The following is a 26,087-nucleotide window of genomic DNA, read 5'->3' as shown; positions in this document are numbered from 1 at the left end:
GGTGGTTGACGGCGTGCGTGGACGGCGGCAGACGGAGAAAACCTGGCACCGGTACCGCTGCGTACGGCCTGCGCGCACTGGTTCTCGGCTTCGACTACGGCTCGTGCCGCTTCGCGAGCGGTAAGCGCCGAGGCTTGCCTTTCCTGCTCGGCTGTCCGGCGCAGCTGCCGTTTTCGACAGCGATCTGGCGGATCTCCGGCTGCTCGTACTGGCTGAGATACGCGGCCGTAGGCCGGGTGAAACCCCGGGGCGGCAACGGGCCCTGCCGTGCCACCAAAGCGATCGGTCAGGGACGGCATGTGATGTGCAGGTGCGCCGCGGCGTTGTTGGCATATCCTCTGGGATTCCAGACGGTCGCCGGGGATTCGGCCTGTACGGCCGCGGTGGAGTCCCAGGCGCGTGCGATCAGCTCGGCCTCTCCCGGGGGCAGAGTGACCATGGCGCGCCAGTGCTGCCAGGTCCAGGGATTCTCCGGGGGGTCGAGATCCGCGGGGGTCCAGGTGCGGCCGTGGTCGGCCGAGACATCCACGCGTGCCACGGTTCGGTCGTCCCCGGCGAAGGCGAACCCGCTGACCTCGGTCGGCCCAGGGGGCAGGTTGTCGTTCTTGCCCGGCCGTAGGATCGCGCTGTGGATGGCGACCGGGCCGAGGGTGATGGCGTCGCCTGGCCGAACGGCCTCGGGGTCGGCTTCGGGGGGCAGGACGCTGTATTCGGCTTGGAAGTAGTTGTCGGTCGGTTCGGCCTGTGCGCTGATGCGTTGGAGCCATTTGACGCTGCGGGCGCCGATCCAGCCCGGAACGATCACGCGCAGGGGAGCGCCGTGCGCGGCGGGCAGTGCCTGATCGTTCATGGCCCAGGCCAGGAGCACCTCGCCGGAGGTTGCCTTGGCCACCGGTATGGAGCCGCCGAAGGGCTGGGGCGGGGTGGCCTCCTGTGACACGTCGGCGCCGGTGAAGGCGATGTGGGCCGCTTCCGGCTGCGCCCCGGCCTCGGCCAGTACATCTGCCAGGCTCGCCCCGCTCCACCTCGCGGTGGAGATGGCTCCAGGACCCCAGGGGACCTGGCCGGGTATGTCTCTGACCTCGATGAGATCGGCGCGGCGATTGCCGGCGCACTGCAACGTCGCCACCACTGTGCGCTCCGTGAAGCGGCGCAGATCGTCCATCGACAACTCCAGAGGACGATCGACCAGACCCTCCACCCGCAGCCGCCAGCTCGCGGAGTCGATCCGGGGGATCGGCGCGTGGTTGCGGCCGTAGAAGGTGTCGAGGGAGGTGATCTTGGCTGCGAGAGCGCCAGGAGGCGATTCGGCGTTGTAGGGCTCGTCTTCATGTACGAGCATTTCGTCAGATTTGCCCCATATGTCCATGAAGTCAAATGTCCATCACGTTGGGTGCGGACGCCAACCCGTTCACCCAGGGGCAGGCCGGCGGCGCATGGGTGGCGCGGCGGTCGGCGGCTGCTGAAGTGGCAGGGGCTCGCGGCGGTTCCTGGCCTGATGAAGGGCGGCACATCCCGCGCGCACGGAAGGGGCGCGGTCAATGTGCTTCGGGCCTGGCGTGAGCCGCACCGCGGGGCCCTGGTGGCGCGGCGGGGCCAGCCGTCACTCAGCTCCTGCCGCCCTTCCCCGGAGTCTCCTGGGGTCGCCGTGCCCAGCTACGTCGAATGGAAGCGAGACCCGCGCGCTGCGAACAGCAAGCCTCTGCATCCCACACATCTGCCGTCGAACCGGTCCCCGGTGATTGCCGCCGAATGCCTGTTGGCAGCAGCCCTCGTGATCTTTGCCGAGTGGAGTCGACGATGACCGGATCCGAGAGATCGCCACACCCGACTGCCGCCGAGGACCTCGAAGATCTGGACCCCGGACTCGCCCAGGAGCGGACCTGGCTGGCCTGGCCCCGCACGGCCATCTCCTTGACGGCCGTGCGGCGCCGCAGCGCTGAAGACCTCCCCGGTGGACGGCGCTGGGCGGCGCTGCTCACTCGACGCCGTTGCCACGGTGGACGGCTGCCGTCCTCCGATCCGGCCGAAGGGAGGACTTGGCAGCCCACGTCCGCCGGGCCCCGGGCCTGCTGTGACCCGGAGTGCCTAGGCTGTCACCGCTACGGAAGGGCGGTGCCATGGATGCTGACTCCCGGACCAGGGCCGCGATCGAGGAGCATTGGCGGGCCTCGGAACGCGGGAACACCGAAGCCGAGCACGCCATCTACGCGACGGACGCGATCCTGGACTACCCCCAGTCAGGTGAGCGGTTCCGGGGCCGAGCGGCGATTTCGGCGCAACGCGGCGGGCACCCGGCCGATCGGCACTTCATCGTCCAGCGGGTCACCGGCCACGCGAATCTGTGGGTGAGCGAATGCATCATCACCTACGACGGTGTGCCTTCGTACTCGGTGAGCATCATGGAATTCGCTGACCAGCACGTGGTGCACGAGACGCAGTACTTCGCCGACCCCTTCGGCGCGCCGGCCTGGCGGGCCGCCCTCGCGCAGCCGATGCCGGGCCGAACCATCGCCGGAGCATGAAAGGGTGAGGAAGGCTTCATGGACGTCGTCGCGGACCTCCCAGCGCATCCGCAGTAGGCGGCACCAGTGCAGGTGGGCGAACGCGCGCTCCACGCCCCAGCGTTGGGTGCCGGGTCCGGAACCGTGCTCGGTGCCGCGCCAGGCTATCAGCGGTTTCACGCCGAGGTCCCAAACCAGCCGCCGGTACTTGCCGTGGTCGTATCCGCGGTCGGCCAGCACCACGTCCGGGCGGCGCCTGGGCCGACTGTGAGGGGGACGAGGAGGCAGAACACCCGGCCGAGACGGTGTGGGAGAGCCTGGTCGACCGCATGGAGGAGGTGGTGCAGGAGAGGAGGGCCTGGGCCATGGCCGGCCAGGCCAAGCAGCACGAGTGAACGCAGCCACGAACTGGTGCGTGATGGCGGGTGGTCATGCTCTCGTGGTGAGGGGCATGGCTGATCGGGCGGTGTTGGCGCATCCGTTGTCCACGGGCACATCGACTCCCCATCTGGTCTCCATGGTCGAGGAGTTGGCCCGTCCGTGGGCAGCTGTGGCGGAGGGCCGGCGGGTGCGGGCGTTGGGTGTTGCTGCGCGCTCGCGCCAGTCGGTGCAGGAACCGTTCCTCGTTCGCGTCACGGCTCGGCCGTGCCCGTGCCACCACCGTCCAGCACCCGCCCCCGAGCAGCCGAACCACCCCGCCACCAGGACATATATCCAGTGAAGAGGAATCCGGCACATGCGCGCCTGGATCACCGCGGACCAGAGGGAGATGCCCACTCCGAAGGACCGCCTCCGGCCTGGTGCGCGGACGACGCGCCGTCGGAAAACGCCTTGGCGGTCCATGACGCTGCTGCGGTTGAGTGACAACGTATGCGGCTCCACGAGGATGTTCACGATGTGGCGAGTCGGTTTCTCATAGCTTCTTCTGAGATTCAAATGTGTCGCACGGCAGGCGATCGCCTGTGTCCGCCTGCCATGGAGGTCATCGAATGAATCTTCGCCTCTGGGTTGCAGCACCGCTGGCGGGTGCGGCTATCGCCTTGGTGTTTCCGTCGCCCGGCGTCGCCGCACAGGCGTCTGCACGGCATGTCTCCGGCTTCCCGTTGCGCCTTGACGGGGACGGTGACCAGGGACACCGCAATCCCTGGCGTAACTGCTACAGCCAGCGCCGTGTCGTGCTCATCGACAAGACCCTGAGGGTGATTCTGACCAATGGCCGACGTGGCCCCGAGGCACTCTTCCTCCAAGGGGACTCGGGACCCTCGTCGCCGGCGGCACCGTGGGACAGCTTTTCTGTCGAGTCGTATATGGACGTGAATCATCCCACCCATGACACCGCCCAGTACGAGTTCGAGGTTCGTGACTTCTTCAGGGTGCACCCGCTCTTCGTGGTGAAGGCCTTTGACCGCCACGAGCGAGTCTTTCCCTTCCCGGCCGCCCACTGCCGCAACGACCAGGACGACGGGGGCCGCGCAGGCCCGCACGGTGGTACGTCTGCTGATGGGAGTGGCTCGTCCGGATCCCCGTCGCCCGGTACTCTCGCCCCCGGGAGCGCACTTTCCCCTGTACCGCGTGATACTGCGGCTGCCGGCTGGAGCGCCGGGCTTCTGAGTGCGAAGCACATCGTGATTGCGGTCGGCGGTCTGGTGATGATTCTGGGAATGCTGGCAGTGGCCTGGCTTCGCCGACGTCGTTCTGCCGAGTGACGCTCGGCCGGGAAGAAAGACCGGCAGCACTCTCGGTCCCTGACGTCGCGTCGGATCAGCAGCCTGGTGCCCTGTCGGCCCCCTCGTACCCGTAGATGAACAGCCGGCCTACAGGGAGGCAGCCGGGCCGGACACGCCGGTACGGCGCCGCATCCCTGCAGTCCCGCCCCGCGGACCACGCGGCGGTCGGGCAGGCGAAGACGTCGACCTCCGCCGCCGGATTCACGGCTTGCAGAAGACTTGCCACGTAGTCGGCCTGGAAGGCACGGTCCGGTACCGGCCGGCCGACGCCGGTGCGGAGAGCGGTACGGGAGCCGGCCAGGTCGTCTTCCCTCGGCTGCCCCTGAGGTTCGACCGCCACCGGCGGGTGCGCACCACCGCTGTCACGGGTCGCCGGAGGTCTTTCGGCGGGACCGGTCTGAAGGAACTGCTGCTTCCGGCGGTGGCCGTGGTGTCCGAGGGGGCCGGATGTGGTCGTGGGGTCGAGCTTGGCGGACCGGTTGGGCTTGACCGAGCGGTTCCGCCAGGATAAGCGGCTGAGCGCGGCCGGCGAACTGCTGCTCCCGGCGGAGGCCGACGTGTCCGAGGGACTGGGTGTGGCCGAGGGGCTCGGGCGGGGGTCGTGGGGGCAGATCCAGTCAGGGTTTTTGAATCCGTAACTCAGGCCCCATTCCTTGTCGCAGCCGCCCCAGTATGTCGCCACCCAGCCGCAGTAGGGGCCGCCGTAGCTGAAACAGGGGGGCGGTGATACCTGCGGGCCCGGAATCGTGAAGGGTGGCTGGGGCGACTCGGCTTTGCTCCGTGCGATGCCGGGGGCGCTGACCATCCGGACCTGCGTGGCATCGGAACTCTCGGGCATCCAGTCCGTCAAGAAGAGGGGCAGGCCGATGGCTGAGGCGGAGGCCGCCACCGTCGCGGCAGCGAGAGCGCAGCGGATCAGACGCATGACTGTTCCTCTTGGCTTTGTGGTCTGCGGTACATCTGGACGAACTCTGTGTACGGGCGCCGCCGCTGTGAGCGCTGGAGTTGAAGGTATGATCTGGAGATCCCCCCAACAACCAGCGAACCGCCGGTCAGGTGGCCTTGCTCCGGTTTTTCACTCGAAGAGTCTCGCCTCGATCTACTGCCATGGGACGCCGACTGCGTTCTCCGCGCGATTCCCGCTCGGCCTGCCCCTGACGCACCATCAGCCCACTCGGCTCCGAACGATGCCCCTCACCAGACCGGATAGCGAAACGCTGGTGGAGTACCGGTACTCCAGCTGTAGATCGCGACTTTGCGAGCAGGGACGACAGCGTCCCTGAGCCCTTGAGGGCGACGGCGCGGCGGGCTCATGTGGGGGCTCGGCCTCGTGGCCGTCAAACGGTCGCCGACCGCCCGCGATCACTGACCTGCGAGGGCCGCCGTCCGCTCGGCGCGGGCGGGCGGTGCGGCCGTCCTGGCAGTGAGTCCCATCGAGGCCGCCGTCGGCGAACGCGCCGCGGTCAACGCCCGTGGCACGGAGCCTGCGACTCGCAGCGCCGCACTCGCGCTACTTGCCGTCCAGCGCTGCCACCAGCTGCGGCAGGGCGCCGCCGGCCACGATGAGGGCCAGGTGGTCGCGGAAGTCCCGGCTATGGACGATCAGTCCGTCACGGACCCGCAGCACCTGGATGTCGGCGGACTCGAAGGTCCGCCCGGTCACCCGGTGGCGCACCTGGTAGTCCCATTCGGCGACGACCACCTCGGGGTCGTCGGTCTCCCGGATCACCACGTTCGCCGGGGTCAGCTCCACGGGACTGCTTGCGGCGACTTCCGCGAACCGCTCTTCGAGCGCGGCCCGCCCCTGGATGCGGCGAGGCCCGACCGGCTCGAAGACGGTCTCCACCACCGCGTCCTCGGCATAGAGCCGGGCCAGCTCCGAGAGCCGCCCGGCGCCGATGTCCTCGAGCGGCTTCTGGAAGACCTCGCGCGGTGACCGCGTTTCGGACATGATCATCCCCAGCGGGATCCGTCGCTAGAATCGGACTAGCGAATCCGTTTTCGACGATACGGACTGGACACTCCGGTTGTCCAGCGCCGACTCCGCGGTCGACGGGAAAGGGTGGGAGCAATGAGCGGCACCAGGGAGCGCCCGCTGCGGGCGGACGCGGCCCGCAACCGCGCCAGGCTGCTGGACGTCGCCACGGAGGTGTTCACCACCCGCGGGGTCGGCGTGCCGACCGAGGAGATCGCCCGGACAGCCGGGGTCGGGGTCGGCACACTCTTCCGCCACTTCCCGACCAAGGAAGCACTGCTGGAGGCCGTGATGGTACGCAGGCTGGAGGCGATTGCCAGTCAGGCCGCGCAGCTGGCCGCCGAGGCCGAACCCGCCGATGCCTTCTTCGCCTGCTTCCGCCTGGTGGTCGAGCAGTCCGCGGGCAAGAACGAGTTCGCCCGGGCACTCGCCGTGGCCGGTGTGGACGCGCACGCGGCTCTGCGGGAGTCCAGCGAGGTGATCCGGGCGCAGTTGGCCGTGCTGTTGGACGGGGCGCGGCAGGCCGGGGCCGTCCGCCCGGAACTGGGCCTGCCCGAAGTGATCGCCCTGCTGGCCGGCACCAGTACGACGATGGAGCACCTCGACGGCGATCCGGCGGCCCAGCAGCGGGTTTTCGACGTGGTCTTCGACGGGCTGCGGCCACGCTGACCAACGGCGTCGCGCTTCTCCGGACCGTGTGCAGCAAAGCGCGAGTCGGACCGCAGTCGCGACTATCGGCGCTGCCCGACCGAACCCTTGGGATCGATCATCGAGGTAGACGTCCAACTGGGCGGTCTCGATCCGCCTCGGATGTGGAGCCCGGCCAGGTAGATGGTCGCGGTCTTCCCAAGGCGGGTGGCGTACCGCGCCATTGCCTCAGGCGGAGGATGCACCGCTCGACGGCGTCGCGAGGTCCCGGGTGGGAAGCCCGCCCTTGGTGGCGAATCACCACGTACGCCGGGTAGGGGTCCAGTGCCCTGCAGAGGAGTTCCTCGCCGACGCGTGGACCGTAGGAGCCCGCGGTGTCGATGGAGTGTACGGTCCGAGCGGAGGCTCGCAGTGGGTTTCAGTCGGTGACCGGCACGGACGGAGCACCCGGTGGCATGTTGAACGGCGTGACCACCTGGATCGCCGACGGCAGCGACGGGCCGTCGTCGGGGAGGGCCTTGTGGGCGCGCATGATGATCTGGCAGGCGCGTCGCATGTCCTGGCGCAGGTCGTGGTGGAGGACCGCGGACAGGCGGCGCTCGCGCAGCAGCCGGGTGTTGTCGTGGTCGAGGTCGTGGCCGATGAACACCGCGCACTCCCGCCCGAGTGCGTCGAAGGCGTCGAGGGTGGCGAGGTTGCCCCCGCCCGCCGAGTAGACGGCGATGATGTCCTCGTCCCGCTTGAGCGCCTCCAGAACGAGGTCGTGCTGGGTGGCGTCCAGGCCGTCGCTGTCGGTGACCTCCACCAGGGATCGTCTGGGGTCGGCGAGGCGCATCGCGCTTCGGAAGCCCATCTCGCGTTCCTCCTCGCCTCGGAAGGAGCCCCGGCTGACGGTGGTGAGCACGTTGCCGGGCCGTTTGCCCAGCCACTGCCCGAGGAGGTAGGCGGCCGTGGCGCCGGCCGCGCGGTTGTCGATGCCGACGTACGCCAGGCGTGCGCTGTGCGGGAGGTCGGTCACCAGCGTGACGACGGGGATGCCGGCCGCGACCAGCCGACCGACTGCTGCTGAGATCTCCGGCTCGTCGGGGGCCTTGAGGATCACGCCCTGTGACCCACGCTTCGCGATCTTGTTCAGGGTACCGATCAGGTCGGCGGGAGGGCAGGTTTCGCGAAAGTGGAAGCGCGAGCGCACCAGAGCGGGATGCAGGGAGGGCAGTTCGGCTTCGAGTGCCTCCCGGACGGCGGTGGAGAACCGCTGCGGGGCCTGCATGACGATGTCGATCATGAAAGGGCGGCCCCCGAGCCGGACCTGGCTCTGCTGGCGGTCCAGGTCCTTGATGGCTTGGTGGACCTCCCTGATGGTGCTCTCTGTCACGTTGCCCCGCTGATTGAGGACGCGGTCGACCGTGGCCGTGCTCAGTCCGGCCTGCCTGGCGATTTCCCTGATCGGGTAGCGGTGTCGCATGAGTGATCTCAAGAGCCGGTGATGGGTTTTTGATGTACTGATAGGCATTGAATGATGGGTTCTGGTTCTCAAGACTGGCAGAAATGCACGGACTGCGAAAGGACCCGGATGTCCAGCACCGCCGCGGGAGCGCGGACTTGGCTGGCCGAGGCGGACTGTGATCTCGAAGTGTTCCGCTCACTCGTGGAGCAGCGCACGGACCCCGCCGACCACCCTTCGGCCGAGCGGGTCGAGCAGAACGTCCCGCTCTACGACAGCGAACGGCTCCGCTCCCTGTCGGCCACCCCGGACGGCCGTCGGGGCGTGCAGGACGAGTTGGTCCGGGCCCTGCTGGACGGGCCGGGCATCGTCGTCCTCAAGCGCGCCTTCACCGACGCGGCCGTCGTGGACGCGGCGTCCGCGGCCTTCCGCGCGCTGATCGAGGAGGAGCGCGCCACCGGCGCGGCCCGCGGTGACCACTTCGCCGGGCCCGGCGCGAACGACCGCGTCTGGAACGCCCTGGACAAGGTGGCCGTACGGGTACCGGAGGTGTTCGCCGACTACTACGCCAACGACATGGTCGCGCTGATCTCCGAGGCCTGGCTCGGCCCCGCCTATCAGGTGACCTCGCAGGTCAACGTGGTCAACCCGGGCGGCGCCGCGCAGCACGTGCACCGTGACTACCACCTCGGCTTCCTCACCCGGGAGCAGGCGGCGGCTTACCCCGCGCACGTCCACCGGCTCTCTCCGGTGCTGACCCTGCAGGGCGCGGTGGCGCACATCGACATGCCCGTCGAGTCCGGCCCGACGCTCTACCTGCCGCACTCACAGAAGTTCGGGCCCGGCTATCTCGCCTGGCGGCTCCCGCGGTTCGTCGAGTACTTCGACGCCCACCACGTCCAACTCCCCCTGGAGAAGGGCGACGCGGTCTTCTTCAACCCGGCGCTCTTCCACGCCGCCGGACACAACCGCTCCGCCGGCATCCGGCGCATGGCCAACCTGCTGCAGATCTCCTCCGCCTTCGGCCGCGCGATGGAGACGGTGGACCGCGAGGCGATGGCCAACGCGCTCTTCCCGGTGCTGCTGCGCCGCAAGGCCGAGGGGGTCCCGGAGGACTGGCTGCGCCGCGTGGTCGCCGCCACCGCCGAGGGCTACCCCTTCCCCACCAACCTGGACCTCGACCCCCCGGTCGACGGTCTTGCACCGCCCTCGCAGGCGGACACCGTCTGGCAGGCCGTCGTCGAGGGCTGGGCCCCCGAGCGGCTGAGCGAGGAATTGCAGGCGGCCGCCAAGCGCCGCCACAGATGAAGGGAACACCGCAACTCATGGGACTGCTTGAGGACAAGGTCGTCCTCGTCAACGGCGGCAGCCAGGGCGTCGGCGCGGGCATCGTGCAGGCGGCCGTACGGGAGGGCGCGAGCGTCGTCTTCACCGGACGGCGGCCCGAGGTGGGCGAGAAGCTCGCGGCGGACGCGGGCGCCCGCTTCGTACGTGCGGACCTGGCCGATCCGGCCCAGGCGCGCGACAGCGTCGTACACGCCGTGGACGCTCACGGGCGCGTCGACTGCCTGGTCAACGCGGCCGGGCTGACATCGCGCGGCTCGCTGCTCGACACCACACCGGAGCTCTTCGACCAGCACATCGCGATCAACCTGCGGGCGCCGTTCTTCGCGATGCAGGCGGCCGTGGCCGACATGAGGGGCCGCAAGGCGCCCGGCGCCATCGTCAACATCATCTCCAACTGCGCCCACGGCGGGCCGCCCTTTCTGGCGCCGTACTCCGCGGCCAAGGCCGGACTCGCCGGGCTGACCCGCAACGCCGCCCACGCCCACCGCTGGGACAAGATCCGGATCAACGGCCTCAACATCGGCTGGACGGACACCGAGGGCGAGGACGCCGTCCAGCGGGCCTTCCACGGAGCCGACGACGACTGGCGGGAGAAGGCCGCCGCGGCGCAGCCCATGGGCAAGCTCGGCCAAGTCGACGAGATCGCCGACTTCGTCGTCTTCCTGCTGTCCGAGCGCAGCGGGGTGGTGACCGGTTCGGTCATCGACTGGGACCAGATCGTCTTCGGCGGCCAGGACTGAGCCGCTCCGTCGAGGAGAAGGAAAGAAGATTCACATGCGTATAGGGATCATGGGACTGGGCCGGATCGGCGCCTTCCACACGGAGACCCTCGCCGGGCTGGACGCGGTGGACTCCCTGGTGGTCACCGACCCGGTGGCCGCGGCCACCGCCTCGGCCGCCGAAAGGTTCGGGGCCACCGCGGTGGATTCCCCCGAAGCGGTGCTCGCCGCCGGAGTCGACGGCGTCGTGATCGCCGCCGCGACCGACGCGCACCCCGAACTCATCCTCGCCGCCGTCAAGGCAGGCGTCCCGGTCTTCTGCGAGAAGCCCGTGGCCCGCGGCGTCGAGGAGAGCCTGGAGGTGCTGCGTGCGGTGCGGGGCAGCGGTGTCGAGGTGCACATCGGCTACAACAGGCGTTTCGACGCGGGCTGTGTGGCCGCACGACAGGCCGTGGTGAGCGGCGAACTCGGCGACCTGCACACCGTACGATCCACCACTCTCGACCCCGCTCCGCCGCCGCCCGCCTACGTCGCCGTCTCCGGCGGCATCTTCCGCGACTGCAGCGTGCACGACTTCGACATCGTGCGCTGGGTGACCGGCCGCGAGGTGGTCGAGGTGTACGCGACGGGCGGCAACCGGGGCGCCGACTACATCCTCGAGGCCGGCGACGTCGATACGGCGTCGGCCCTGCTCACCCTGGACGACGGTACCATCGCCGTCATCTCCAACTCCCGCCACAACGCCCGCGGTTACGACGTGCGTCTGGAACTGCACGGCATGAAGGACAGCATCGCGGTCGGCCTGGAGGACAAGCTGCCGCTGCGTTCCGTCGAACCGGGCGCCACCTTCCCGGCCGGCGCCCCGCACCACTTCTTCATGGACCGCTTCGCCGCCGCCTACCGCGCCGAACTCACCGCGTTCACCGAGGTCGTCGCCGGCACCCGCACCTCCCCGTGCACGGTCGCGGACGCCGTCGAGGCGAGCTGGATCGCCGAGGCGTGCACCCTCTCGCTCCGCGAGCACCGGCCCGTACGGCTCGACGAGGTCCGCAAGGGATGAGGCACGAACCCCTGCGGATCGGCGTCCTGGGCGCCGCGCGGATCGCCGAACTGTCGATCGTGGGGCCCGCTCGTGCGGGTGGTCACCGCCTCGTCGCGGTGGCCGCCCGCGACCGGGGCCGGGCCGAGGCCTTCGCCGCCACGCACGGCGTGGAGCGGGTGGCCGGCTCCTACGCCGACCTCGTCGCCGACCCGGAGGTCGAGGTCGACTACGGAGAGCTTCTTCACCCCGGCGACGCGTGCGATGTGCTCGCCGGTCGTGATGGAGCCGGTGAAGGAGATCTTCCGTACCCGGGGGTCGGTCACGAGGGCGTCCCCGAGTACTCCGCCGGAGCCGACGAGCACCGACAGCACGCCCTCGGGCAGTCCCGCGTCCACGAAGCACTCGGCGAGCGCCAGCGCGGTCAGCGGGGTCGAGGTGGCCGGCTTGAGCACGACCGCGTTGCCCGCCGCGAGCGCGGGCGCCAGTTTGTGCAGCACGAGCAGCGCGGGGTAGTTGAACGGCGTGATGGCGACCACGACGCCGCACGGCTGGCGCAGCGTGAAGCCCACCTTGTCCTGCCCGGTGCCGCGGTTGGCGTCCAACGGCAGCGTCTCGCCGTAGAGCTGGGTGCCCTCGAAGGCCGCGAGCCGGATCAGGTCCCCGGACCGTGACGCCTCGCCGGTGGCCTCGGTGATGGTCTTGCCCGACTCCGCGCTGATGGTCCGCGCGATCTCGGCGGCCCGGTGGTCGGCGAGTTCCGCCGCACGCAGCAGGATCGTCATCCGCTCGTGAGCGGGTGTGTGCCGCCATACGGCCGCGCCCCGCTCAGCCGCCGCCAGGGCCGCCTCGACGTCCTCGGGGCCGGCCACCGCCACGGTGCCGACGGTCTTGCCGTCGAAGGGCGAGGTCACGTCCCAGGTCCGTCCGGGCCCTGTCGACGCTTGCCACCGGCTTCCGATGAGTAGTTCCGCAGGCGCCATTGCCGTCTCCCTCCAGAAACCGTCAAGGCTGGTCCGTGGCTCTCCGAGAAGCTCCCGAAAGACCTCTCGCAAGGTCGAAGAAGTACTGGTCAGCCAACGGCCAGGCCGTTTATATGGGCGCAACGGTAGGTGGGCCGCAGGGCATAACTGAAGAGGCGGAATCCATCATTATTACGTCATTGGATGCATCTTTTTTTCATCATCCGCACCGCCGGTGCGCGCGCAGGGGTGTGGATCACTCCCGTGAGGCTGGTCCGTTGGAGTGGACACCCCGACGCGGAGACGCTGCGCAGACGGGTGCGCAACGACACCGATGGAGGCTTTGGTCGAGGCCCTGCGCCGGCGCCGGCCGGACGGGGTCGAGGGCCTGCACGTCATCCGCCGCCGGCATTCCTGCCCGACCGTCCTGCCCGACCGTCCTGCCGTCGTGGTCGCCGCAGCCGCCGACGCAGGCGTGTTCACGTGGGCCGATCCGCAACGAGACCACCTCACGCACCCCGTTCGCCGGTCGTGCTGAAGGAGGCCACACAGCCGCCGGCATCGGCGTCATCCGCGCCGACACGCGCGAACCGATCACCGCCGCGTACGAGTTCGCTGCTGACGGAGCCCACCGTCGCGGGGCGGGAGAACACCAGTGTGCTGGACGAGGAGTCTCCCGACGGGCCCGAGGTGTCGGCCGAGTGCGTCACCCACCGCTGAGACCACCGTGGTCGCGGTCACCCGCAAGACCGTCGGCGACCCGCCGTGCTTCGCGGAACTGGCCCACTCGGTCGACGCCGCCGATCCTCGGGTCCACGTGGTCGCCCCCGGCGGCACGGGCCGCAATCCGCGCCCTGGGGGTCAGCTGGTTCGCCTGGCCACCGGCATCGACCTGCGACGCACCGCCGCCGGCATCGCATGCGACCGCGCACCTGGCCTGACCCCGCCCGCTCCTCGGCCGCCGCGATCCAGCTCATTCTCCCGGAGACCTCCGGCACCCTGTGCCGGGACCACGTCGGCGACCAGCTCCCCCTCCCGTCCGATGGCGGCGATGTGTTCACCGCCCGCATCGGCTCCCTGATCACCGTCCCCACCGCCCCGCCTTGCACGGGCCCGCGCCGGCAGGCCGCCCGCAGCCTCCACATCGACGTCGCACCCCACCAGGCCGGCGCCAAGGTGGTGGACGGCCGGGCCGTACGAGCACCTGCCGGCCAGCAGGCCGCCCACCTCGGCACCGCCCGGTAGGCCGCCGCACTGGTCCAGGTCCGGTTCCCCGTTCCCGGACCCTGACCACGATCGGTCAGAGAGCGCCTCTCACCCTGGTGGTCACCCGGAGGGAGGGCTTCTATCGGGTCTCGCGCTCCAGGACGCGGCGGGCCGCCTCGGCCTCCGCCGCCGGCGGGGACAGCTCGTCGAGGGTGTCGAGCTCGTCATCCGCTTCCAGTTCCCGCTCCCAGGCCGCCGCGAGCTGCTCCTGCTCCTCACGTGGCTTGGCGCTGATGGACTTCCGGTGCTCCGGGTCCAGGGCCGCCAGGAATCGTCCGACCGTATCCGCCGGCATATCGTGCTCCTTGTCGCAGCGAAGGGTGCGTGCCACTCCTGGCCCAGGATGGCCAAGGGGGGCCGCGCCGGCCTTGCGACACCGCCTGAGAACACCCTGATGGCCCCGCCGCTCACCCCGCCAGGGGGCGCCGCGCCCGCTGTCGGCGTCTCCCCCCGGCGGTATCCGGGCCCGTGCCTAGACCGTCGCCAGGTCGAACTGCTCCCACGTCCCGATGGCCGTGCGGTTGGCGATGAGCGGGTCGGCCCCGCCGTTCTCGGCCGTCACGTACTTGCCGTTGGCCGCGGCGAGCAGGCTGACCGTGCCGTTGGAGTTCTTCACCAGCTGGAAGGTCTCCCAGCCGCCGACGGCGGTGCGGTTGGCGATCAGGGCTGAGGCGCCCGCGTCGTCCGCGGTGACGACACAACCGTTCGCGCGGGAGCGCAGGGCGATGTTGCCGCCTCCCAGGTCGATATGGTCGAACCGTTCCCACGAGCCGGCCGTGTCGCGGTTGGCGATCAGGGCCTTGGCTCCGGCGTTCTCGGCCGTGACGAACTTGCTGTTGGCCCGCGCCTTGAGCGTGACCGTGGCGGTGGCCGGGGCCCCTGCGGAGGTGCCGTTGACGTAGGGCTGGGTGGGGCGGGTGGCGGTCAGGGCGAGGTCGCCCCTGAGCATGCGGCCGCCGTCGCCGGTCAGACGCAGATAGTAGTCGGCGGAGCAGGCGGTGCCGTCCTCGTCGAGGCCGAGCAGCCCCGAGTTCGTCGGCACCCAGGCCTGCGACTCGGCCGTCTTGGCGATCTGGTTCCCCTCGTTGTACTCGTCGTACATGGAGATGTAGATGCCCTGCACTCCGGCCCGGACCATGTTGTAGAACTGCCGCCACATGAAGTCGCCGTGGGCCCGCTGACGGGCGGAGACGTCGCCGGGCAGCACGCACGGCTGGTAGTCGATGCCGTGCGCGGCACAGTCCGCGAGATCCGGCACGGTCGCGTTGGTGTAGAAGTTGTCCGCGTCGGAGACGGTGCCGATCCGGCCCACCATCCACGGCGAGATCATGTTGAGCGCGTGGTAGACGTCGGCGAAGCCGGAACGCGAGTCGCTGGTGCCCGTACGCCACCAGGTCGGCACGCCGCCGATCACGTAACAGCCCTGGTTCTTGAACCAGTTGACGACGTCGAGACAGGCGTCCGCGCTGAACGCGTGATTGGCGTCGTTGAATCCGAAGCCCCAGATGCACACGACCGGCTTGCCGTTCTGCATCGCGTACGCCGGACTCGCCGTGTGCGCCGACATCTTGTTCGTCCAGTCGGCCTTGATCTCCGACTGCATGCCGGTCCAGCCGCTGACGTCGTACATGATGTAGAACTTCCGCCCGTACGACTCGGCGGCGCTGCGCACCTTCCCGGCCATGTCGTCCCGCGTCGGACCCTCGCCGCCGGTCGGGTTGAAGCGCTGGAGCGCCGCGGTGTCGATGCCGTACTGCTGCATCCACAGGAAGTGGGTGTCGACGGTCTGCTGGTCGTACGAGGAGAACAGGGACGCCGTCCGGCCGTTGCCGAGGTTGGCGAAGGCCGTCGGGTACGTCCTGGTGCAGTCGCGGACGTCGGGCCAGGCCTTGATGCCGTTGTTGGAGGGTGAGGGGGTCTGGGCGCTGTTGGGGGCCCAGTGCCACCAGGCGTTGATCGGCGCGCCGTCGCCCTTGCAGGCGAACCATCCCTGGTAGCCGACGGTGACCTTGCCGACCACGTCGCCAGGGGTGCCGACGGTGGCACTCGTGGAGACTGCCGAGGCGGCCCGCGCGAGACCGAACCCGCCGAGCGCGGCCGCGGCGGTGGCGCCGGCGGTAGTGCCGAGCACTCTGCGGCGCGTCCAGATCGGTGTGCGGTGGGAGTTCGGCATGGCGGGCTCCGTTGGGTGGGGGATCGGGGGCCATCGTGGAGGGACACCGAGCGAGGAGTGCCGGTGGGGAGCGCAGCAAATTTCAAGTCATGAGTTAAGTCGTGAGGCTGACTGGACGTCAAGGCGCGGAAGTCACATGCGGACAATGCGGTGGAACGTCCCGCCGTCGACGCCGCCTGTCGGCAGGGCGGCGCTCAGCGCCCGGGCGCCCCGCTGCGCAGGCCGTCCATGACCAGGTCGAGGAGCCGGGCGGCGCGCGGCTGCCAGTCGTCGTTCGGGTCGAGTTGCCACAAACCCGCGATCGCCAGCATGAAATCGTCCATGGTGACACCTGGCCGGATGGTGCCGGCTTCCTCGTTGGCGCGGAGCAGGAGTTCCGCCGCGGACGTGACCGGCGTGGGGGACGGCTTGGCCGGGCCGCCCGGGACGCTGGTGACCTGGCGGATGGCGTTGGCCATTCCGGCCTTGGCCATGGCGAACCTGGCCAGCCGGTCCATCCAGGCGCGCAGGGCCTCGTCGGGTGCCCGGGTCGCGAGCAGGTGCGCGGCGGTGCCGGCGACCTGCTGCATCTCGTGGTGGTAGATCTCGAGGACGAGTGACTCGCGATTGGGGAAGTTGCGGTAGAACGTGCCCTGTCCGACACCGGCCTTCCTGGCGATCACGCTGAGCGGGGTGTTGGCGCACCGCGACAGTTCGGCGAGTGCCACCTCCAGGATCCGCTCGCGGTTGCGCTGTGCGTCCGAGCGCCGTGGGGGTTCCTTCTGCTGCGGCACTCGTCCTCCTCGAGGGTTCGTGGCCGAACCTCGCCCTTGCTAAGCGGACAGCTGTCCGTTACGTTTCCAGGTAGCGGACAACTGTCCCCTTACGTCCACCATAGCCGCGGACGCGGCACTACGGCAGTCGCCGGCTGCCGCTGTTCCGTCCAGCACTCCGCACGTCGCGGCACAGGCCCGCACGACGCACCCTGCGCACAGCGCGGCACTCCAGCCGCCGGATCCCTCCCGTCTGTACTGGAAATGCGAAAGAAGCAGCTCATGGCCTCATCGACGTCCAGTGTCATCACCTTGAAGATCAACGGCGAGAAGTTCACACTGCCCGTCGACCACCGCACCACCTTGCTCGACGCACTGCGCGAGCGCCTCGATCTCACCGGTACCAAGAAGGGCTGTGACCAGGGGCAGTGCGGGGCCTGCACCGTCCTGCTGGACGGGCGCCGGGCCGTGGCCTGTCTGCAACTGGCGGTGGCGGCCGAGGGCCGCGAGATCACCACCATCGAAGGCGTCGCCGACGGCGAGCGGCTGCACCCCGTGCAGCAGGCCTTCCTCGACCTGGACGGCTACCAGTGCGGCTACTGCACCCCGGGACAGATCTGCTCGGCCATCGGGGTGATCGCCGAACACGCGGCGGGCTGGCCGAGCGCCGTGACCGAGGACGTCCGCCCCGAAGCCGGGCCGCCGCCCCTTACCGCCGAGGAGATCCGGGAACGGATGAGCGGCAACCTGTGCCGCTGCGGCGCGTACGTCTCGATCGTGGAGGCCGTGGCCCGGGCGGCGGAGGACCGGACGAGCCAGGGGCGCACCGACGCCGTGGCGAGCGCGAAGGAGGCCGTCGCATGAGGGAGTTCGGCTATCAGCGGGCCTCCGACGTAGCGGGCGCCGTCGCCCTGCTCGGCGCCGACCCGGACACGCGCTTCCTCGGCGGTGGCACCAACCTCGTCGACCTCATGAAATCCGGCGTCGAACGACCCGCCCGGCTCATCGACATCCGCGAACTCCCGCTCGACGAGATCGAGGCGACGCCCGAGGGCGGCCTTCGCATCGGCGCCACCGTCACCAACGGAGACCTGGCCGCCCACCCCGAGGTCCGGCGCCGCTTTCCCGCGCTGGCACAGGCGGTGCTGGCAGGGGCGTCCGGTCAGCTGCGCAACATGGCCACGGTCGGCGGGAACCTGCTGCAGCGCACCCGCTGCGGTTACTTCGCCGACGTCACCCAGCCCTGCAACAAGCGAGTGCCCGGCAGCGGTTGTCCCGCTCTCACGGGCGAGCACCACAACCATGCCGTCCTGGGCGCGTCCGACCACTGCGTGGCCGTACACCCCTCGGACATGGCGGTGGCCCTGGCCGCCTTCGACGCCGTCGTCCACTTCGAAACGGCGGACGGACCGGGGGAGTTGCCGCTCGCCGACTTCTACCTGCCCGTCGGTGACACCCCGCACCGCGAGACCGCCCTGCCGCCGGGCGCGCTGATCACCGGCGTCACCCTGCCGGCTGCCCCGGTGGCCGCCAACTCCCGCTACCGCAAGGTGCGCGAGCGTGCCTCGTACGCCTTCGCCATCGGCTCCCTCGCCGCGGCGCTCGACGTCCGTGACGGCGTCGTACGGGACGCGCGCCTGGCGCTCGGCGCCGTCGCCTCCCGCCCGTGGCGGGCCGCCGAGGCCGAACGGATCCTGATCGGTGCGCCGGCCGCCGCGGAGACCTACGCCGCCGCGGCGGACGCCGAGCTGGCGGCGGCGCGGCCGTTGCCGCACAACGGCTACAAGGTGCAGCTGATGCGCAACCTCGTGGTGGCCGTCCTGTCCGAACTCGCCGAGGAGGCCGCGCGATGAGCACCCTCACCACCGGAACACCTGTACAGACGCCCTCCGTCGGCACGGCCCACACCCGGGTCGAGGGGCGGGACAAGGTCACCGGAGCGGCCCGCTACGCCGGAGAGGTGCCCTTCGCCGAGCTCGCCCACGGCTGGCTGGTGCTCTCCACGGTCGCCCGCGGCCGTATCCGCGCCCTGGACACCGACCCCGTCCTCGCCATGCCGGGCGTCCTCGCCGTTCTGGACCACCGCAACGCCCCGCGCGTCGACACCGAGTACAACGGCATGCTGGGCAAGCCGGATCCGACCTGTGCGGTCTTCCAGCACGACCGGGTGCCGCACCTGGGCTGGCCCGTGGCGCTGGTCGTCGCCGAGACGTCCGAGCAGGCCAGGGAGGCCGCCGAAGCGCTGGTGGTGCACTACGAACGCGAGCCGCACGACGTCGAGTTGACCGCCGAGCACCCGGACGCCCACCCGGTGGACGGCCACCAGCCCGGGGTGACGGAGAAGGGCGACCTCGACGCCGAACTGGCCTCCTCGGCCTTCGTCGTGGACGCCGAGTACCGCACCCCCGAAGAACATCACAACCCCATGGAGCCCCACGCGGCGACCGCCCGCTGGGACGGCGGCCGGCTGGAGGTGATCGACTCCAACCAGGGCGCCACCTGGGTCGTCTCCGAACTCGCGAATCTCTTCTCGCTGGATCCGGCCTCGGTGCGCGTACGCTCCGAGCACGTCGGCGGCGGGTTCGGCAGCAAGGGAGTCCGCGCCCACCAGGTGGCCGCCGTGATGGCCGCGACCGTCCTGCAACGCCCCGTACGGGTCGTCCTGACCCGTCGTCAGATGTTCAGCCTGGCCGGCTACCGCAGCCCCACCGCCCAGCGCGTCAGGCTCGGCGCCGGCGCCGACGGACGCCTGCGCGCACTGGAACACCGCTCGATCAGCCTCACCTCCACCGTGCACGAGTTCGTCGAGCCGAGCGCCGGGGTCGCCCGGGTGATGTACGACGCCGACGCCCACCACACCGCCAACCGCGTCGTACCGCTCGACGTACCGACCCCGACGTTCATGCGTGCCCCCGGGGAGGCACCGGGGTCGTTCGCGCTGGAGTCGGCGCTCGACGAACTCGCGGAGCGGTGCGGGATCGACCCGATCGAGCTGCGCCTGCGCAACGAGCCGGACAAGGGGCCGGTGTCCGGCCTGCCGTTCGCCGGCCGCAATCTGGCCGCCTGCTTCCGTGAGGGCGCCCGCAGGTTCGGCTGGGCGGACCGGGACCCGCGCCCCGGGCTGCGCCGGGACGGCCGCTGGCTGCTCGGTACCGGTACCGCGGCGGCCTCCTTCCCGGCGGGCGCCGCACCCTCGACCGCGACCGCGACCGCGCACCCGGACGGCTCCTTCACGGTCCGGATCTCCGCGGCCGACATCGGCACCGGGGCCCGTACGGCGCTCACCCTGGTCGCCGCGGACGCACTCCAGGTGTCTCCGCAGCGAGTCCGGGTGCGCATCGGCGACAGCGACTTCGGGCCGGCGATGATCGCGGGCGGTTCCATGGGCACCCGTTCGTGGTCCTGGGCCGTCGGGGCCGCGGCGGGCGACCTGCGCGAGAGGCTGGCTCTCGGAGCCGACGTACCCCCGGAGGGCATCACGGTGCGGTCCGACACCACGGCGGCGATCGGCGCCCTCGCGGCGGCCGAACGGCACTCCTTCGGGGCGCAGTTCGCCGAGGTCGCCGTGGACGTCACCACCGGCGAGGTGCGCGTGCGGCGCATGCTCGGCATCTTCGCGGCCGGCCGGATCGTCAACCCGCTCACCGCGCGCAACCAGTTCCTGGGCGGCATGATCTGGGGCATCTCCATGGCCCTGCACGAGGAGGCCGTGCGCGACCGGGCCTCGGGCGGCCACGTCGGCGCCGATCTCGCGGGTTACCACGTGGCGACGCACGCCGACGTGCCCCGGATCGAGGCCGACTGGGTCGAGGACATCGACCCGGACGACCCGGTGGGCATCAAGGGCGTCGGCGAGATCGGCATCGTGGGCGCCGCGGCCGCCATCGCCAACGCGGTCTGGCACGCGACCGGCGTACGCCATCGCAGCCTGCCCATCCGGCCCGACCGCGTCCTGTCGGCCGCCGCGGGGGCGCCGGATGCTTGACCTCGCCCAGGAGCTGAGCGGCTGGATCGAGGAGGGCCGGGAGTTCGCCGTCGCGACCGTGGTGGCGGTCGGCGGGAGCGCACCCCGCGGTCCCGGCGCCGCGCTCGCCGTCGACAGCGCGGGCACCGTCATCGGCTCGGTCTCCGGCGGGTGCGTGGAGGGCGCGGTGTACGACCTGTGCAGCGAGGCGCTGCGGACCGGACGGAGCGTGCTCGAACGGTTCGGATACAGCGACGAGGACGCCTTCGCCGTGGGGCTGACCTGCGGCGGGACGATCGACGTCCTGATCACGCCGGTGGCCGGACCGGCTCGCCCGGTCCTGGCGGCGGCTCTGTCGGCCGTCGGCCGGAGCGAGCCGGTGGCCCTCGCCCGGGTCGCCCGCGGCCCCGCCGAGCTCCACGGCCGCGACCTGCTGGTCCGGGCCGACGGCACCTTCGAGGGCGGGCTCGGTGGGCACCCGGACCTGGACCGGACGGCGGCGGCGCAGGCCCGGGCCCTGCTGGAGGCGGGCCGCACCGGCACGGTGGAGCTCTCGGCGGACGGCTCGCACTGCCCGGGCGGTCTGACCCTGCTGGTCGAGTCGAAGGTGCCGCCGCCCCGCCTGATCATCTTCGGCGCCGTCGACTTCGCGGCCGCGCTGGCGCGGGCGGGCAGGTTTCTCGGCTACCACGTGACCGTCTGCGACGCCCGGCCCGTCTTCGCCACACCGGCCCGCTTCCCCGACGCCGACGAGGTCGTGGTCGACTGGCCGCACCGCTATCTGCGGCGCACCGGGACCGACGCCCGTACGGTCCTGTGCGTCCTCACGCACGACGCGAAGTTCGACGTGCCCCTGCTGAAGGCGGCCCTGCGCATGCCGGCGGCCTACATCGGCGCGATGGGCTCCCGCCGTACCCACGCGGACCGCGACCGGCGGCTGCGCGCCGAAGGCGTCAGCGAACGGGAGCTGGCCCGGCTGCGGTCCCCGATCGGCCTCGATCTGGGCGCGCGTACACCGGAGGAGACCGCCCTGTCGATCGTGGCGGAAGTCGTCGCCGCCCGGCGCGGCGGCACGGGTGTCCCCCTGACCGGTGCGCGTACGCCGATCCACCACGACGGCGACGAACCCGGGAGGACGGCGGTCGCCTGAAGGAGTACGCTATTCATCGACCGATGAATTACTGCTCCTACTCGTGGAGGGCAGGACTGTCATGGAACAGACCACCTGCTGCGTGGTGGGAGGCGGCCCCGCCGGCATGGTGCTCGCGCTGCTGCTGGCCCGGGCCGGTGTCGAGGTGACGGTGCTGGAGAAACACGGCGACTTCCTGCGTGACTTCCGCGGCGACACCGTCCATCCCTCCACCCTGGCGCTGCTGGACGAACTCGGTCTGGGCGAGCGTTTCGCCCGGCTCCCGCAGCGCCGGGTGCGCACCGTCCAGCTGCCGGTCGGGGCCGGTCGCCCGGCGGTCACCGTCGCGGACCTCACGGTGCTGCGCGGGCCCTACAACTACGTGGCGATCGTGCCTCAGTGGGACCTGCTGGACCTGCTCGCCGACGAAGCCCGGCACGAGCCGTCCTTTCGTCTGCGGATGAACACGGAAGCGGTCGGCTTCCTGACCGAAGCCGGGCGGGTGGCAGGAGTGCGCTACCGGACCGCCGGCGGCCGCACCGGCGAGTTGCGCGCCGCCCTCACCGTCGCCTGCGACGGCCGGGGGTCACTGGCCCGCGCCCGGCCGGAACTTCGCCTGCGCCGCTTCACGTGCCCGATGGACGCCTGGTGGTTCCGCGTGCCGCGACGGGAGGACGACCCGCGCGGACTCGTCGGCGCGGTCGGCGACCGCTTCCTGACCGCGATGATCGACCGCGGCGACTACTGGCAGTGCGCCGCGCTCATCCCCAAGGGCACCGACACCGAGCGCCGCGCCGCCGGGCTGGACCGCTTCCTGGCGCAGTTCACCGCGGCCGCTCCCTGGCTCGCCGACCGCGCGCACGCCGTGCGCTCCTGGGACGAGGTCAGGCTCCTCGACGTACGCCTGGACCGGCTGCGCCGCTGGTACCGGCCCGGCCTGTTGTGCATCGGCGACGCCGCGCACGCGATGTCCCCGGTGTTCGGCATCGGCATCAACCTCGCGGTGCAGGACGCGGTCGCCACCGCCCGTCACCTCGCCGGGCCGCTCCGCCGTGGCACCGTGCATCCCCGCGACCTGCGTGCAGTGCAGCGCCGGCGCCGTCCCGCCACGGTCGTCACACAGACGCTCCAGCGCATGGCGCACGCCCGCTTCATCGCCCCCGTCCTGCAGGGCCGGTCACCCCTCGGGAACGCGAAGAGGGCCCGGCGCCTGGCGCACCTGCTCGCCGAGTCGCGATGGCTCCGCCGGCTGCCCGCGTACTTCGTCGCCTACGGGGCTCTTCGCGAACGGCCACCCGCTGCGGCCGTCCGGTAGCTTCCCGTCCCGTGCCGGCCTCGGCGTCGTGTCGGGACTCGATCGCCGCGAGACGGCGGGTTGTCCGCCCAGACGGCCGGCAGCGAGGGCAAGGTGAGGACGAGGTGGGCCCCCTCATGTCCTGCGGGCACACCTGCTGCCGCTGATCGGCACCGCCCCCTCGCCGCGCTCGACGGTACCGGCCACCTGTCACCGCTGGAGGACGCCGAGAAGGACACCGGCACCGCGACGATCGATGCGACCGGGAGCGGCACCGCGACGGCGCCGTTGCCCAGGGCAGATGGTCCTGGCGGCGCTGACGGCCGGCGGGGGCAGCGCGGCGCTGAACGCGTCGCCGGCGCCTGGCACTTGACCTGCCCCCGGAGCGCTCTTGCCCACTACGTCGGTGTGACGCCCCGGTGGCCTAGGCTGAACGCATGACTGATGCGGCGGACCGGGTCGAGCCGTCCGGGGTGTGGGCCACAGCCGTGCGCGTGGCCCGGGTGAGGGCGATGGAGACGGCACGCGAGCAACCGCTGTTCCGGGACCCGCTGGCGCTGGCCTTCGCCACGGCCGGCGGGATCGGCCCCGAGGCGCCGCGGCCCCCGCGCGCCGACGAGGCGGCGCGGCGCCGCTGGCTCGGTGTGGCCTTCTCGATCGTCATCCGGACGAAGTTCCTGGACGACCTGCTGGATCGGGCGGTCGCGGCCGGCGTCCGGCAGGTCGTGCTGCTCGGATCCGGGATGGACAGCAGGGCCTTCCGGATGGACTGGCCTGCGGGGACCCGGCTGTTCGAGGTCGACACGGCCGAACCGCTGGGCTTCAAGGACTCGGTGCTGCGTCAGGAGCGGGCCGTCCCGCGCTGCGAGCGGATCACCGTCCCGGTCGACCTGCGCGAGGACTGGCCCGGTGCCCTGGCCGCGGCCGGGCACGATCCGGCGCAGCCGACGGTGTGGATCGCCGAGGGACTGCTGATCTATCTGCCCGAGGACGCGGTGCAGTCGCTGCTCGAACGGGTCGGCGAGGTGTCCGCTGCAGGCAGCAGGATGGGCCTGACACTGGGCCCGCGCGGTGTGATCGAACGCTTCCGCGAGGACGCCGCTCCGGGATCGGCAGCGTCGATGTGGGTCTCGGAGATGCCGGAGGACCCGGTCGGCTGGCTGGACGGCCTCGGCTGGGAGGCGGAGACCTTCACCCTGCGTGAGCGCGCCGAGGCCTACGGGCGTCCGGTGCTCACCCCGTCGCAGCAGGACGAGGGCACCGGGGGACTGGTCTCGGCGGTGCGCGCGGCGCACTGAGCACGACGAAGACCGGCCCCCCCCGTGTGGCGGGGGCCGGCCTTCCACTGTCCGTCCCTGCGGTCCGCTGGGCCGAGGTCCTTGGCGAGTTGGGGCACGAGGCGGAAAGCGGGCGGTGCGGCACTGGATCGCCGCCTTGCCGGTCGATGGCCGACGGGGTGGGCATCGGGGTCCGTCTCACGCGGACGAGCCCTCACGCCTCCCGGCGGGACCGCCTGCGTCAGGCTCCGTCGACCTCGCGCACCAGCTCGATCGCCCTGGCCAGGGTGGTGAGCCGGTCCTCCAGGGTGTCCCCGGCCGGGTACAGGCGCACGGTGTCCACGCCCGCGGCGCGCCACACCCGGAGCCGTTCGCGCACCATGGCCTCGGTGCCGACCAGTGTCGTGCCCAGGACCATGTCGTCGGTCACCAGCGCCGCCGCGCCGTCCCGGTCTCCGGCCTGCCACCGCTCGCGGACCTCGGCGGCCACCTCGGCCCAGCCCTGACGGCTGTAGGCGTTGTTGTAGAAGTTCGTGGACGCCGAGCCCATGCCGCCCAGACTGAAGGCGAGTTCCTTCTTGCGCCGGGCGGTCATCGCGCGGAGTGCCTCCTCGTCGGGTGCGAACGCGACCTCGGCGCCCTGGCAGATGTCCAGGTCGGCGCGGGCCCGGCCGCTGCGGGCCAGACCCTCGTCGAGGTGGGCGAAGTAGGCGCCGTCCGCGCCTTCGGGCACGAAGCTGGTGCCCAGCCAGCCGTCGGCGACTTCCCCGGTGAGACGCAGCATGGCCGGTGACAGCGCGGCCAGATACAGGGGGACCCGGTGCTCGGCCCGCATCGACAGCCGCATGGGGACTGCGTTGCCTCCGGGCAGAGGGATCGTGAACTCGGCCCCCGAGTAGGAGAGTTTGCCGCCGTCGAGCAGCCGCTGGACGATCTCGACGGTTTCCCGCATGCGGCGCAGCGGCCGGGCGAACGGCACGCCGTGCAGCCCCTCCACCACTTGCGGGCCCGACGCCCCCAGGCCGAGCAGGAAGCGTCCGCCGGAGAGGTTGGACAGCGTGATGGCGGTCTGCGCGACGGCGGCCGGGGTGCGCGTGCCCAGCTGCATGACACCGGATCCCAGGAGCATCCGGTCGGTCAGCGCGGCGTAGTAGCCCAGTGCCGAGGGGGCGTCGGAGCCCCAGGCCTCGGCGACCCAGCAGATGTCCAGGCCCAGCTTTTCCGCCTCGACGACGAAGTCCGCCGTCTGCGCCCAGCTCTCGCCGCCCGAGGCCTCGACGGTGGTCGCGGTACGCATCACACCTCCGCCTGCCGCTTGATGTGCTCAAGAGTGGTGGCGATGCTCTGCTCGAACTCGCGCAGCCGTACGAACACGATCTTCTGCTCCTTTTCCGGCATCCGTTCGATCGCGACCGACAGTCCGGAGCGCCCCGGCCCCAGTTGCATCCACTCCGACAGCTCCGTGCCGCCGTTCTCGGGCCGCAGGCGAAAGCGCCAGATCGCGGAGGGGTCCGCAGGGTCCTGGACCGCCCAGGCGAAGACACGTTCGGGTTCGCACTCGATCACATGCGACGTCGTCGACCACTCGCCGAACGCCTCGTGCTTGCTGTGGCCGACGAACCGGGCGCCCACGGCCGGTCCGTCGGCACCGTCGAGCCACGCGACGGACTGGAGTTCCTCGCTCCTGGCCGGCATCAAGGCGATGTCGCTGACCAGTGCCCACACCCGTGCCGGCGGGGCGTCGATCCAGGTCCGTACCTCGACCGTGGGTTTGTCCGCATAGCGTGCGCCGGTCCACTCCACGTCAGTCGGCCTCCTTGCCGTCGGGGAACACGGCCTAGAGTTGCTTCATAAGACTTACCATGTC

General features: G+C 71.1%; 22 protein-coding genes and 2 pseudogenes. 14 read left to right on the top strand and 10 right to left on the bottom strand.

What is annotated here, in order from left to right:
• Window positions 1–286: 286 nt before the first annotated feature.
• On the bottom strand, window positions 287–1,342 hold the full coding sequence (locus AB0L59_RS36140; protein ID WP_365590967.1) for a sulfite oxidase: 1,056 nt from the start codon (window positions 1,340–1,342) through the stop codon (window positions 287–289).
• Between the two features lie 323 nt (window positions 1,343–1,665).
• Between AB0L59_RS36140 and AB0L59_RS36135 the strand changes: the two genes are divergently transcribed.
• Window positions 1,666–2,352 carry a DUF202 domain-containing protein gene (locus tag AB0L59_RS36135; protein WP_365590966.1) on the top strand — a complete coding sequence of 229 codons (687 nt, stop codon included), beginning with the start codon at window positions 1,666–1,668 and terminating at the stop codon, window positions 2,350–2,352.
• On the opposite strand, the gene AB0L59_RS36130 is transcribed toward AB0L59_RS36135, so the two are convergent.
• On the bottom strand, window positions 2,241–2,747 hold the full coding sequence (locus tag AB0L59_RS36130) for a hypothetical protein (RefSeq protein ID WP_365591069.1): 507 nt from the start codon (window positions 2,745–2,747) through the stop codon (window positions 2,241–2,243). The genes AB0L59_RS36135 and AB0L59_RS36130 overlap by 112 nt on opposite strands.
• A gap of 746 nt (window positions 2,748–3,493) precedes the next feature.
• Between AB0L59_RS36130 and AB0L59_RS36125 the strand changes: the two genes are divergently transcribed.
• Window positions 3,494–4,210, top strand: coding sequence for a hypothetical protein (locus AB0L59_RS36125; RefSeq protein ID WP_365590964.1), 717 nt, complete (start codon window positions 3,494–3,496; stop codon window positions 4,208–4,210).
• A gap of 1,531 nt (window positions 4,211–5,741) precedes the next feature.
• On the opposite strand, the gene AB0L59_RS36120 is transcribed toward AB0L59_RS36125, so the two are convergent.
• On the bottom strand, window positions 5,742–6,182 hold the full coding sequence (locus AB0L59_RS36120; RefSeq protein ID WP_365590962.1) for a nuclear transport factor 2 family protein: 441 nt from the start codon (window positions 6,180–6,182) through the stop codon (window positions 5,742–5,744).
• A 120-nt stretch (window positions 6,183–6,302) separates the two neighbouring features.
• On the opposite strand from AB0L59_RS36120, the gene AB0L59_RS36115 reads away from it, so the two are divergent.
• On the top strand, window positions 6,303–6,875 hold the full coding sequence (locus AB0L59_RS36115) for a helix-turn-helix domain-containing protein (protein WP_365590960.1): 573 nt from the start codon (window positions 6,303–6,305) through the stop codon (window positions 6,873–6,875).
• Between the two features lie 397 nt (window positions 6,876–7,272).
• Here AB0L59_RS36115 and AB0L59_RS36110 read toward each other — a convergent pair whose 3' ends face one another.
• Window positions 7,273–8,319, bottom strand: a complete 1,047-nt coding sequence (locus AB0L59_RS36110; RefSeq protein ID WP_365590959.1) for a LacI family DNA-binding transcriptional regulator — start codon at window positions 8,317–8,319, stop codon at window positions 7,273–7,275.
• A gap of 108 nt (window positions 8,320–8,427) precedes the next feature.
• On the opposite strand from AB0L59_RS36110, the gene AB0L59_RS36105 reads away from it, so the two are divergent.
• The 4 genes and pseudogenes from AB0L59_RS36105 to AB0L59_RS36090 form a co-directional block, all read left to right on the top strand.
• The gene (locus AB0L59_RS36105) at window positions 8,428–9,606 is read left to right on the top strand and encodes a phytanoyl-CoA dioxygenase family protein (protein ID WP_365590957.1); all 1,179 of its coding nucleotides are present in this window, start codon (window positions 8,428–8,430) and stop codon (window positions 9,604–9,606) included.
• Window positions 9,607–9,623: 17 nt separating this feature from the next.
• Window positions 9,624–10,385, top strand: coding sequence for an SDR family oxidoreductase (locus AB0L59_RS36100; RefSeq protein WP_365590955.1), 762 nt, complete (start codon window positions 9,624–9,626; stop codon window positions 10,383–10,385).
• Window positions 10,386–10,419: 34 nt separating this feature from the next.
• Complete coding sequence (locus AB0L59_RS36095) at window positions 10,420–11,424, top strand: Gfo/Idh/MocA family oxidoreductase (RefSeq protein WP_365590954.1); 1,005 nt, start codon at window positions 10,420–10,422, stop codon at window positions 11,422–11,424.
• Window positions 11,421–11,630, top strand: a pseudogene (locus AB0L59_RS36090) (Gfo/Idh/MocA family oxidoreductase); the annotation flags it as partial. The gene AB0L59_RS36095 and the pseudogene AB0L59_RS36090, both read left to right, overlap by 4 nt.
• Window positions 11,631–11,651: 21 nt before the next feature.
• Here the strand turns inward: AB0L59_RS36090 and AB0L59_RS36085 are convergent.
• Window positions 11,652–12,386 (bottom strand): annotated as a pseudogene (locus AB0L59_RS36085) (aldehyde dehydrogenase family protein); the annotation flags it as partial.
• 897 nt (window positions 12,387–13,283) lie between these two features.
• On the opposite strand from AB0L59_RS36085, the gene AB0L59_RS36080 reads away from it, so the two are divergent.
• Window positions 13,284–13,610, top strand: a complete 327-nt coding sequence (locus tag AB0L59_RS36080; protein WP_365590953.1) for a hypothetical protein — start codon at window positions 13,284–13,286, stop codon at window positions 13,608–13,610.
• A 100-nt stretch (window positions 13,611–13,710) separates the two neighbouring features.
• On the opposite strand, the gene AB0L59_RS36075 is transcribed toward AB0L59_RS36080, so the two are convergent.
• From AB0L59_RS36075 to AB0L59_RS36065, 3 genes are all read right to left on the bottom strand, one after another.
• Window positions 13,711–13,926, bottom strand: a complete 216-nt coding sequence (locus AB0L59_RS36075; protein WP_365590951.1) for a hypothetical protein — start codon at window positions 13,924–13,926, stop codon at window positions 13,711–13,713.
• 177 nt (window positions 13,927–14,103) lie between these two features.
• Window positions 14,104–15,804: a xylosidase gene (locus AB0L59_RS36070; protein ID WP_365590949.1), complete on the bottom strand. Its 1,701-nt coding sequence runs from the start codon at window positions 15,802–15,804 to the stop codon at window positions 14,104–14,106.
• 194 nt (window positions 15,805–15,998) lie between these two features.
• The gene (locus AB0L59_RS36065; RefSeq protein WP_365590947.1) at window positions 15,999–16,577 is read right to left on the bottom strand and encodes a TetR/AcrR family transcriptional regulator; all 579 of its coding nucleotides are present in this window, start codon (window positions 16,575–16,577) and stop codon (window positions 15,999–16,001) included.
• Window positions 16,578–16,838: 261 nt separating this feature from the next.
• Between AB0L59_RS36065 and AB0L59_RS36060 the strand changes: the two genes are divergently transcribed.
• The 6 genes from AB0L59_RS36060 to AB0L59_RS36035 all read left to right on the top strand — a co-directional run bounded on the left by AB0L59_RS36060 (window position 16,839) and on the right by AB0L59_RS36035 (window position 24,241).
• A complete protein-coding gene (locus AB0L59_RS36060; RefSeq protein ID WP_365590946.1) occupies window positions 16,839–17,420 on the top strand; it encodes a 2Fe-2S iron-sulfur cluster-binding protein in 582 nt (193 codons plus the stop codon).
• Complete coding sequence (locus AB0L59_RS36055) at window positions 17,417–18,409, top strand: xanthine dehydrogenase family protein subunit M (protein WP_365590944.1); 993 nt, start codon at window positions 17,417–17,419, stop codon at window positions 18,407–18,409. The genes AB0L59_RS36060 and AB0L59_RS36055 overlap by 4 nt, the downstream gene beginning before the upstream one ends.
• Window positions 18,406–20,541 (top strand): xanthine dehydrogenase family protein molybdopterin-binding subunit, encoded by a 2,136-nt coding sequence (locus AB0L59_RS36050; RefSeq protein ID WP_365590942.1) that lies wholly within the window; start codon window positions 18,406–18,408, stop codon window positions 20,539–20,541. The genes AB0L59_RS36055 and AB0L59_RS36050 overlap by 4 nt, the downstream gene beginning before the upstream one ends.
• Window positions 20,534–21,670, top strand: a complete 1,137-nt coding sequence (locus tag AB0L59_RS36045; protein WP_365590940.1) for an XdhC/CoxI family protein — start codon at window positions 20,534–20,536, stop codon at window positions 21,668–21,670. Before AB0L59_RS36050 ends, AB0L59_RS36045 begins: the two co-directional genes overlap by 8 nt.
• A gap of 61 nt (window positions 21,671–21,731) precedes the next feature.
• Window positions 21,732–22,964 (top strand): FAD-dependent oxidoreductase, encoded by a 1,233-nt coding sequence (locus tag AB0L59_RS36040; RefSeq protein WP_365590938.1) that lies wholly within the window; start codon window positions 21,732–21,734, stop codon window positions 22,962–22,964.
• A 416-nt stretch (window positions 22,965–23,380) separates the two neighbouring features.
• Window positions 23,381–24,241 (top strand): class I SAM-dependent methyltransferase, encoded by an 861-nt coding sequence (locus tag AB0L59_RS36035; protein ID WP_365590936.1) that lies wholly within the window; start codon window positions 23,381–23,383, stop codon window positions 24,239–24,241.
• Between the two features lie 220 nt (window positions 24,242–24,461).
• Here the strand turns inward: AB0L59_RS36035 and AB0L59_RS36030 are convergent, their stop codons facing one another.
• Together AB0L59_RS36030 and AB0L59_RS36025 are read right to left on the bottom strand one after the other, a co-directional pair.
• Window positions 24,462–25,517, bottom strand: a complete 1,056-nt coding sequence (locus AB0L59_RS36030; RefSeq protein WP_365590934.1) for an LLM class flavin-dependent oxidoreductase — start codon at window positions 25,515–25,517, stop codon at window positions 24,462–24,464.
• Window positions 25,517–26,023 (bottom strand): SRPBCC family protein, encoded by a 507-nt coding sequence (locus tag AB0L59_RS36025; protein WP_365590932.1) that lies wholly within the window; start codon window positions 26,021–26,023, stop codon window positions 25,517–25,519. The genes AB0L59_RS36030 and AB0L59_RS36025 overlap by 1 nt, the downstream gene beginning before the upstream one ends.
• Window positions 26,024–26,087 lie beyond the last annotated feature (64 nt).

Origin of the sequence: Streptomyces sp. NPDC052109 (genome assembly GCF_040680195.1) — a bacterium.
Classification (GTDB): domain Bacteria; phylum Actinomycetota; class Actinomycetes; order Streptomycetales; family Streptomycetaceae; genus Streptomyces.
Note: the sequence above shows the minus strand (reverse complement) of the source record. Positions and strands in the feature narration are given on the sequence as shown.

What these genes read in the sequence shown, in the direction of transcription:
- AB0L59_RS36140 (WP_365590967.1), bottom strand. Translation starts at nt 1,342, where the DNA reads ATGCTCGTACATGAAGACGAGCCCTACAACGCCGAATCGCCTCCTGGC.
- AB0L59_RS36135 (WP_365590966.1), top strand. Translation starts at nt 1,666, where the DNA reads ATGGAAGCGAGACCCGCGCGCTGCGAACAGCAAGCCTCTGCATCCCAC.
- AB0L59_RS36125 (WP_365590964.1), top strand. Translation starts at nt 3,494, where the DNA reads ATGAATCTTCGCCTCTGGGTTGCAGCACCGCTGGCGGGTGCGGCTATC.
- AB0L59_RS36120 (WP_365590962.1), bottom strand. Translation starts at nt 6,182, where the DNA reads ATGTCCGAAACGCGGTCACCGCGCGAGGTCTTCCAGAAGCCGCTCGAG.
- AB0L59_RS36115 (WP_365590960.1), top strand. Translation starts at nt 6,303, where the DNA reads ATGAGCGGCACCAGGGAGCGCCCGCTGCGGGCGGACGCGGCCCGCAAC.
- AB0L59_RS36110 (WP_365590959.1), bottom strand. Translation starts at nt 8,319, where the DNA reads ATGCGACACCGCTACCCGATCAGGGAAATCGCCAGGCAGGCCGGACTG.
- AB0L59_RS36105 (WP_365590957.1), top strand. Translation starts at nt 8,428, where the DNA reads ATGTCCAGCACCGCCGCGGGAGCGCGGACTTGGCTGGCCGAGGCGGAC.
- AB0L59_RS36100 (WP_365590955.1), top strand. Translation starts at nt 9,624, where the DNA reads ATGGGACTGCTTGAGGACAAGGTCGTCCTCGTCAACGGCGGCAGCCAG.
- AB0L59_RS36095 (WP_365590954.1), top strand. Translation starts at nt 10,420, where the DNA reads ATGCGTATAGGGATCATGGGACTGGGCCGGATCGGCGCCTTCCACACG.
- AB0L59_RS36080 (WP_365590953.1), top strand. Translation starts at nt 13,284, where the DNA reads ATGCGACCGCGCACCTGGCCTGACCCCGCCCGCTCCTCGGCCGCCGCG.
- AB0L59_RS36075 (WP_365590951.1), bottom strand. Translation starts at nt 13,926, where the DNA reads ATGCCGGCGGATACGGTCGGACGATTCCTGGCGGCCCTGGACCCGGAG.
- AB0L59_RS36070 (WP_365590949.1), bottom strand. Translation starts at nt 15,804, where the DNA reads ATGCCGAACTCCCACCGCACACCGATCTGGACGCGCCGCAGAGTGCTC.
- AB0L59_RS36060 (WP_365590946.1), top strand. Translation starts at nt 16,839, where the DNA reads ATGGCCTCATCGACGTCCAGTGTCATCACCTTGAAGATCAACGGCGAG.
- AB0L59_RS36055 (WP_365590944.1), top strand. Translation starts at nt 17,417, where the DNA reads ATGAGGGAGTTCGGCTATCAGCGGGCCTCCGACGTAGCGGGCGCCGTC.
- AB0L59_RS36050 (WP_365590942.1), top strand. Translation starts at nt 18,406, where the DNA reads ATGAGCACCCTCACCACCGGAACACCTGTACAGACGCCCTCCGTCGGC.
- AB0L59_RS36045 (WP_365590940.1), top strand. Translation starts at nt 20,534, where the DNA reads ATGCTTGACCTCGCCCAGGAGCTGAGCGGCTGGATCGAGGAGGGCCGG.
- AB0L59_RS36040 (WP_365590938.1), top strand. Translation starts at nt 21,732, where the DNA reads ATGGAACAGACCACCTGCTGCGTGGTGGGAGGCGGCCCCGCCGGCATG.
- AB0L59_RS36035 (WP_365590936.1), top strand. Translation starts at nt 23,381, where the DNA reads ATGACTGATGCGGCGGACCGGGTCGAGCCGTCCGGGGTGTGGGCCACA.
- AB0L59_RS36030 (WP_365590934.1), bottom strand. Translation starts at nt 25,517, where the DNA reads ATGCGTACCGCGACCACCGTCGAGGCCTCGGGCGGCGAGAGCTGGGCG.